Source organism: Bradyrhizobium sp. PRIMUS42 (assembly GCF_023006515.1).
Taxonomy (GTDB): Bacteria; Pseudomonadota; Alphaproteobacteria; order Rhizobiales; family Xanthobacteraceae; genus Bradyrhizobium.
The window spans coordinates 1-7,904 of record NZ_JALBGZ010000262.1; the positions used below are offsets into that span (position 1 = coordinate 1).

The following is a 7,904-nucleotide window of genomic DNA, read 5'->3' on the forward strand; positions in this document are numbered from 1 at the left end:
CTCGCCCGCGCCGCGATCAAGCCGAACGGCCAGATCGACCTTGGTGCCGTGCTGCGCGGCATCGTGCGCAATCCGGCAACGCTGCATGCGCTGGTCTCGACCGGCATCGACTTCAACCGCGCGCTGCGCTCACTTCGCGGCTGCCGGGATTATCTGATCGGCACGGAGCTGATCGAGAGCGAAGAGCTGGTGTCGAAGGCGGCTTGAGCGGGGTCTTCGAGCTGACGAAACAACAGGCCCGGTCGTGCGACCGGGCCTTTTCGCTTTTTGATCCTTCCGGGAGCGAATTGGATGTCGCTTGAATCGCTCATGCGCAAATTGGTGCCCCCACGACGTCCCGTGGAAGCAGCAGGCGAATGGGCCTCAATTGAAGACGCCATGGGAGTGCTATTCCCGGATGACTTCAAGAGATTCGTTGGCATCTACGGGAGCGGCGTGATCGGAGACTTCCTGACTATTCTAAATCCGTTCTCTACGAGACCCGAGCTAAATCTGCCGAGGCAGTCCAGGCGCCAGTTGGACGTGCTGCATGCGTTGCAAGACACGTTCGGCGAACAGGTCCCTTTCAAGCTGCACCCGATCAAAGGCGGCCTATTGCCCGTAGGCATCACGGATAACGGAGACGTCATCCATTGGCTCACAAGTGACGCTGTGGCTGATTGGACGATCGTCGTGAACGAGGCCCGCAGCCCTGACTATGAGCATTTTCCATGTTGCCTGACGCAGTTTATCGAGGGGGTGATCGAAAGATCCATTCGCTGCCGGGCATTTCCGCTCTCCATTTTTCAAGCTCCTCCCGCATTCCGCAGTCTTTGATTTGACGCGCGCGCAACAGCCGGGCTGACAAAGAAAAGGCCCGGTCATCTGACTGGGCCTTTTCTTTTGAGCTGCGAGATCGTCGTCACGGGCGGCGCCATCGACGCGAGTTGGTTTCCTGAGTGCAGCCGCAAGCGTGCTTGCCGAAGCCAGGCGCCGGCATGATCGCGATTGATACCAATCTGATCGTCCGCTACCTGACCCGAGATCACGCCACTCAATCCGCGCGTGCCCGCGCCGTGATCGACGGCCAGAGGGTCTTTGCCGCCGTCACGGTGCTCCTCGAAGTCGAATGGGTGCTGCGAAGCGCGTACGGCTATCGGGCCGCGGACGTCGTGCACGCGCTTCGTGCCTTCGCGGGACTTCCGACCGTTATGGTCGAAGACGGCGCGATGGTCGCGGCGGCGCTCGACCTTGCCGAGAGGGGAATGGATTTCGCCGATGCGCTGCATCTGACGAGATCGGGACATTGCGAGGCCTTCGTCACTTTCGATCGCAAGCTCGTCAAGGCGGCGAGACAGGCGGGCCATGAGGGGGTGCGCGAAGCCCGGTAGTGTGGCCCGAAGCCGACGGAGGGTGGATAATCGATTCTCTCCTTGAGGAAGCCCCGGACGCGATCGATGTACGCATTGATGGCGTCGATTTGGTCGAACATCGCCGTCTCGGGCAAAATTTGCGTCTTGTCGAACATCTCGAATGCTCGTGTGGTTGATAACCTTGCGAACAGCAGCTTTCCCAGCATGACGGTGGGAGGGGCTCCAAGGGTGTGTCAAAATGACCCGTCGGGCAAAACAGGCGGACACCCGTCAACCCCATTCGGCAAAAATATTCCACTTTCCCGAATTTCGGATTTGTGGCATAGACCGCTCATCCCGGCCCTGCCAGAGGGGCGCTTCGCGATCGTCACGAGATGCGGGTCGGGGTGCGGTGGACGCGGTAGCGCCGGCGCGACAGGCGGTGACAGGGCGGGCAACCGTGAGTCAGGCGCGGCGCGATACGACACGGCGTGGTCACAGCGGTTTTGGTCGTCGTCGGAGGTGAGCACACGCGAGCCCCCGGCGAGCAGGTCGAAACCGTCCGCGGACGGAGAAGTCGTGTGGTCCCGGCGCCCGGGGGTCTGGCGTCAAATCTCGCCGTGGTGTGGCGGCCGACCGGCACGCGCATCGATCAGCGGCGAGGCGACGGGGGCAATAGTGCAACGCTCCCCGAGGAGAGCACGAAGGACACCGTTAAAACCATCCGCGCAGGGAAGGCCGGGCGACCGGCAACACCTGTGATCCACCCCGTGTGCATTTTTGTTTGCGCACGGATTGCGGGTGCCGCCGGCGCCCGGTCTTCCCTGCGCCCTCTGGTCTTTCAAGGGGCGAAACGAACAGCAAAGCTCGGGCGAAACAAGCCGCGGGAATGCAGGTGCGTGTCTGCGATGGAGAGCGCTCATGGAAAAAGCAAGCCGGTGCCACATACGCCGTCATTGCGAGCGCAGCGACTTGTCCGCCGAAGCCTTGGCGAAGGCGGAAGCAATCCAGAATCTTTCCGCGGAAGGATTCTGGATTGCTTCGTCGCAAGGGCTCCTCGCAATGACGACGTGGAGAGAGCGAGCAACACAATGATGCCTCGTGCCCCGGACGCAGCGCAGCGTCTCTTCGACGGTGCGCTGCAGAGCCGGGGCCCATGCATCGACACGGCACGAAGTTGCTGGGTCCCGGCTCTGCGCAGCAGCGCAAAGAGCGCTGCAGCGCGTCCGGGACACGGGCCGCTCATCTTGCGGCACAACGGCGCACAAGACAAAGGCCCGGTCGCGATCGCGGCCGGGCCTTCGTCGTGAAAGTCGATTGCGTCCGCTTACGCGGCCGTCGAAGCCTTCCGCGCCGCCTTCTCCGCGGCGGCGGCGGCTTCGTCCTTGCGGATCTCCGACAGGCGCTTCTGCACTTCCGCCGAGAAGATGTACTGCGCCGGGCGCTGCTTGCTCATGTCGATCTCCGGCGCCATCGGGCCAGAGGTCCTGATGCCGCGCAGCGACACCCACATCGCCTTCAGCGGGTTGTTGAGGGCGGCGGTCGCAGCCGTCGGCTCGTAGCCGCAATGGGCCATACAGTCCGCGCACTTCTCGTATTTGCCGGTGCCGTAGGTTTCCCAGTCGGTGGTGTCCATCAGCTCCTTGAAGGTTTTTGCGTAACCTTCACCGAGGAGGTAGCAGGGCTTCTGCCAGCCGAAGATGTTGCGCGCGGGCATGCCCCAGGGCGTGCACTCGTATTCCTGGTTGCCGGCGAGGAAGTCCAGGAACAGGCCGGAATGCATGAAGTTCCACTTCTTGCCCTTGCCCATCGCGAAGACGTCGCGGAACAGCTTCTTGGTCTTGGTGCGGTTGAGGAAGTGCTCCTGGTCCGGCGCGCGCTCATAGGCGTAGCCCGGCGACATCGAGACGCCGACACCGAGCTCGACGGTGAGGTCCAGGAACTTCGCGATCTCCTCGGCCGGATGGCCGTCGAAGATGGTGGCGTTGACGTTGACGGTGAAGCCGCGCGCCTTGGCCGCCTTGATCGCCGAGACGGCGCGGTCGAACACGCCCTTCTGCGACACGGCCTTGTCGTGATGGTCCTTCAGGCCGTCGAGATGCACGGAGAAGAACAGATACGGGGAGGGCTCGAACAGATCGAGCTTCTTCTCGAGCAGCAGCGCGTTGGTGCAGAGCGAGACGAACTTCTTGCGTTCAACGAGGCCGCGCACGATCTCGCCGATCTCCTTGTGGATCAGCGGCTCGCCGCCGGGAATGGCGACCATCGGCGCGCCGCACTCGTCGGCCGCGTCCCAGCACTCCTGCGCGGTCATGCGGCGGTTGAGGATCGCGTCCGGATAATCGATCTTGCCGCAGCCGACGCAGGCGAGGTTGCAGCGAAACAGCGGCTCCAGCATCAGCACGAGCGGATAGCGTTTGCGGCCAAGCAGTTTCTGCTTGAGCAAATAGCCGCCGATACGCATTTCCTTGAAGAAGGGGATGGCCATTACAAGTTTCTTTCTGGGCTTTTCAATTCGGGTGGGTCAGCTCGCAGCCAGTTGGGCCGGAAGCCGGAATTCGATGTTTTCCTCGCGGCCCGGCAGTACTTGGACCTTGACCGGTCCGATCCGCCGCATCGCTTCGATCACGTCATCCACGAGTACCTCAGGCGCCGAAGCGCCGGCCGTGATGCCGACAGTCCTGGCATTCTTCAACCACTCCGGATTGAGCTCGCTGCCGTCGGCAATCAGATAACTCGCGACGCCGGCCTCGGTGCCGATTTCGCGAAGCCGGTTCGAGTTCGAGCTGTTGGCGGCGCCCACCACCAAGATCACGTCGACCAGCTTGCTCAAGTCCCTTACCGCAGATTGGCGGTTCTGTGTCGCATAGCAGATATCCCGGATATCCGGGCCTTGAATATCTGTAAAGCGGGCCTGAAGAGCCGCGATGATGTCCCTGGTGTCGTCGACCGACAGGGTGGTCTGGGTGATGTAGGCCACTGGCGCATCTGCCGGCAGCGTCAGCGCGTTAACCTCTTGAACGCTTTGAACAAGCAGCACGGGGGCGGGAACCTGGCCCATCGTGCCCTCGACCTCGGGGTGGCCGGCATGGCCGATCAGGATCAGCGTGCGGCCCTTGCTGATGTACCGCTTCCCCTGATTGTGAACTTTCGTGACCAGCGGGCAGGTGGCATTGAGCACCGGAAGGTCGCGCGCGGCGGCCTCTTCCTCGACGCTGCGGGCGACGCCATGGGCGCTGAAGACCGTGACCGCCTTCGGCGGGACCTCGGACAGTTCCTCGACGAAGATCGCGCCTTTGTTCTTCAGGCTCTCGACGACGTATTTGTTGTGCACGATCTCGTGGCGCACGTAGACGGGCGGGCCGTACTTCTCCAGCGCCCGTTCCACGATCTCGATTGCACGCACCACGCCCGCGCAGAAGCCGCGCGGTTGCGCCAGATAAACTTCCATTGGACGCCCATCACGCAAGTTGCACCAATTCGCTTCGTAAGTCCCCAGCGGCACTCCGATACTGACCAATGAGTTGCAATATCCGCACCATTGGTTCGCGCAAGCGGTAGCCACCCACCCTCATCGGGGCTCCGGCGCATGGAGGCGCAACACTTTGTGGCAAAAAATCGGCAAAAAGGAAAGGTCGAATGAAACCTGGGCGCCCCGTCGAGGTAGATCTAGGTAATATAGTAGGATGATCACTGCAGGCAAGATGGGCGACATCTGTGCCCGGTCCTTCGTCACTTTCCCGCCTCAACTCCCCGGCTATACCGACGGGCCCCGCATGGTTTTGCCCGGTCTACCGCCGTTTACCTCGAACCTTGTGCGGCGAGAACCGCCCAAAACAGCAATAGGTTTCGCCTGGGAACTCCGTTAAACAGCGGGCGTTTCCGGCAAGCTGTTAACCGCAGAAAGAAAAGAAGTGCTGCAAAGCGTCGTCGTTGCCATCGTCAGGGCCTGCACCCGGTTTGCCTCCCTCGTCGTCGTTCTCGGGCTCCTGCTGGCAGTGGCCGCGGGCTATTACGCGTCCCAGCACTTCGCCATCAACACCGACATCAATTCGCTGATTGCCCAGAATCTGGACTGGCGCCAGCGCGACCAGCAGTTCGACCGGGCCTTCGACCGCGACGCGACGATCACGGCGGTCGTCGAGGCCAAGACCCCCGAAATGGCGAGCGCGGCGTCGGACGCGCTCTATGCCAAGCTGAAGGACGACAAGACCAACTTCCAGTCGATGCAGCAGCTCGGCAGCGGCGAGTTCTTCGAGAAGAACGGCCTGTTGTTCCTGCCGACCGAGGAGGTCGGCAAGATCACCGGCCAGTTTGAATCCGCAGCGCCCCTGATCGAGATCATGGCCGGCGATCCCTCGATCCGCGGCCTGACCGGCGCGCTGGAGACGGGCCTTGCCGGCGTCAAGCGCGGCCAGGTCAAGCTCGACAACACCGCGCGGCCTTTCAACCTGATCGCGCAGACCGTCGAGACCGTGCTCAACAAGGGCAATGCGAGCTTCTCATGGCGCGAGCTCGTCAGCGACGAGCCGCTGTCGGATTCCGACAAGCGCGCCTTCATCGAGTTCAAGCCGATCCTCGACTACAACGCGCTGGAGCCCGGCAAGGGTGCCACCGATGCGATCCGCAAGGCCGCCGCCGATCTGGATTTCGCGACCAAATACCAGGCGCGGGTGCGGCTGACCGGCCCGGTGCCGATCGCCAACGAGGAATATGCCACCGTCCAGGAAGGCGCCGTCGTCAACGGCGTCGGCACCATCATCGTCGTGCTGCTCATCCTGTGGATGGCGCTGCATTCGTCGAAGATCATTTTCGCGGTATTCGTCAATCTCTTCGTCGGCCTTGCGCTGACGACCGCTGCCGGCCTGATGATGGTCGGCTCGTTCAATCTGCTGTCGATCGCGTTCGCCGTGCTGTTCGTGGGGCTGGGCGTCGATTTCGGTATCCAGTACAGCGTCCGCTACCGCTCGGAGCGTTACAAGCACAACGATCTCTCCGGCGCGCTGGTGCTTGCCGCCAAGCGCTCCGCGGTGCCGCTGTCGCTTGCGGCCATGGCGACCGCGGCTGGCTTCCTCTGTTTCCTGCCGACCGATTACAAGGGCATCTCCGAGCTCGGCCAGATCGCCGGCGTCGGCATGCTGGTGGCGTTCCTCTCCTCGATCACCGTACTGCCCGCCATGCTGAAGCTGTTGAACCCGCCCGGTGAGCAGGAGCCCGTCGGTTATGCCTTCCTGGCGCCGCTCGATCACTTCCTGGAGAGGCACCGTGTGCTCGTCGTCGGCGGCACGCTGCTGCTCGCGCTCGCCGGCCTGCCGCTGCTCTACTTCCTGAAGTTCGACTTCAACCCGATGAACCTGCGAAACCCGCACGCTGAATCGATCGCGACCTTCCTGGATTTGCGCAAGGACCCCAACACCGGCGCCAATGCCATCAACGTGATGACCACGTCGGAAGAGCAGGCAAGGGCGGTCGAGGCGAAGCTGGAGAAGGTGCCTGAGGTGCTCAGGGTGATGTCGCTCAACAGCTTTGTGCCGCAGGACCAGCCGCCGAAGCTGAAGCTGCTCGCGCAGGGCGCCAAGGTGCTGAACCCCGCACTCAATCCTGACCAGATCGACGCGGCGCCGTCGGATCAGGAAAATGTCGAGGCGCTGAAGTCCTCGGTCGACAATCTGCGCCGGACCGCGGGTGAGGCGAAGGGCCCGGGTGCGGTCGCCTCGCGCCGTCTGGCAGACTCGCTCGAAAAGCTCGCCAATGGCGACGAGGCCACGCGCAACAAGGCGCAGGACGTGTTCGTCACGCCGATAAAGATCGTGTTCGACCAGCTCAGAAGCGCGATGCAGGCCGAGCCTGTCACTCTGAAGTCGCTGCCGCCCGATCTCGTCAGCGCCTGGAAGAGCAAGGATGGCATTATCCGCGTCGAGGCGCTGCCCAAGGGCGATCCCAACGACAACGACACGCTGCGCAAATTTGCGGCGGCGGTGCTCGTTGCCGAGCCGACCGCGATCGGCGGGCCGGTCTCGATCCTGAAATCCGGCGATACCGTGGTGAGGGCGTTCATCCACGCCGGCATCTACGCGCTGCTGGTGATCGGCCTGTTGCTGTGGATCACGCTGCGCCGGTTCGTCGACGTGCTGATGACGCTGGTGCCGCTCCTGGTGGCCGGTGCCGTGACGCTCGAGATCTGCGTGCTGATCGGTCTGCCGCTCAACTTCGCCAACATCGTCGCATTCCCGCTGCTGCTCGGCGTCGGCGTCGCCTTCAAGATCTATTATGTCGTGGCCTGGCGCTCGGGCAGAACAAACCTGCTCCAGACCAGCCTGACACGCGCGATCTTCTTCAGCGCGCTGACGACGGCGACCGCGTTCGGCAGCCTGTGGCTGTCGAGCCATCCCGGCACGTCCAGCATGGGCAAGCTGCTGGCGCTCTCGCTGGTGACGACGCTCGCGGCCGTGCTGCTGTTCCAGCCGGCCCTAATGGGCAAACCCCGCAATCTCAGGGAGTAGGCAGATGTCGCCAACCGGGTCGGCGGCGCCCTTCTGACCGGGCTTGGCTGCGCCGGCCGGCTTCGGGACC

At 63.1% G+C, this 7,904-nt stretch carries 5 protein-coding genes and 2 pseudogenes; 4 read left to right on the top strand and 3 right to left on the bottom strand.

Going from position 1 to position 7,904, the window contains the following annotated elements; translation table 11 throughout:
- The 3 genes and pseudogenes from MOV75_RS19785 to MOV75_RS19795 all read left to right on the top strand — a co-directional run.
- A pseudogene (locus tag MOV75_RS19785) lies at positions 1-207 on the top strand (nucleoside phosphorylase); the annotation flags it as partial.
- 84 nt (positions 208-291) lie between these two features.
- Positions 292-816 (top strand): SMI1/KNR4 family protein, encoded by a 525-nt coding sequence (locus tag MOV75_RS19790; RefSeq protein WP_246928898.1) that lies wholly within the window; start codon positions 292-294, stop codon positions 814-816.
- Between the two features lie 161 nt (positions 817-977).
- Entirely contained in the window at positions 978-1,370 is a 393-nt protein-coding gene (locus MOV75_RS19795) for a type II toxin-antitoxin system VapC family toxin (protein WP_246928896.1), read from the top strand.
- Between the two features lie 1,288 nt (positions 1,371-2,658).
- On the opposite strand, the gene hpnH is transcribed toward MOV75_RS19795, so the two are convergent.
- Together hpnH and ispH are read right to left on the bottom strand one after the other, a co-directional pair.
- The gene (hpnH, locus tag MOV75_RS19800) at positions 2,659-3,819 is read right to left on the bottom strand and encodes an adenosyl-hopene transferase HpnH (protein WP_246928894.1); all 1,161 of its coding nucleotides are present in this window, start codon (positions 3,817-3,819) and stop codon (positions 2,659-2,661) included.
- A 36-nt stretch (positions 3,820-3,855) separates the two neighbouring features.
- A complete protein-coding gene (ispH, locus tag MOV75_RS19805) occupies positions 3,856-4,782 on the bottom strand; it encodes a 4-hydroxy-3-methylbut-2-enyl diphosphate reductase (RefSeq protein WP_246928900.1) in 927 nt (308 codons plus the stop codon).
- A gap of 463 nt (positions 4,783-5,245) precedes the next feature.
- On the opposite strand from ispH, the gene MOV75_RS19810 reads away from it, so the two are divergent.
- A complete protein-coding gene (locus MOV75_RS19810) occupies positions 5,246-7,834 on the top strand; it encodes an MMPL family transporter (protein ID WP_246928892.1) in 2,589 nt (862 codons plus the stop codon).
- On the opposite strand, the pseudogene MOV75_RS19815 reads toward MOV75_RS19810, so the two are convergent.
- Positions 7,802-7,904 (bottom strand): annotated as a pseudogene (locus MOV75_RS19815) (DUF2147 domain-containing protein); the annotation flags it as partial. The gene MOV75_RS19810 and the pseudogene MOV75_RS19815 sit on opposite strands and share 33 nt — an antisense overlap.

Coding starts and splice junctions, on each gene's coding strand:
- hpnH (WP_246928894.1), bottom strand. CDS start 3,819: ATGGCCATCCCCTTCTTCAAGGAAATGCGTATCGGCGGCTATTTGCTC.
- MOV75_RS19790 (WP_246928898.1), top strand. CDS start 292: ATGTCGCTTGAATCGCTCATGCGCAAATTGGTGCCCCCACGACGTCCC.
- ispH (WP_246928900.1), bottom strand. CDS start 4,782: ATGGAAGTTTATCTGGCGCAACCGCGCGGCTTCTGCGCGGGCGTGGTG.
- MOV75_RS19795 (WP_246928896.1), top strand. CDS start 978: ATGATCGCGATTGATACCAATCTGATCGTCCGCTACCTGACCCGAGAT.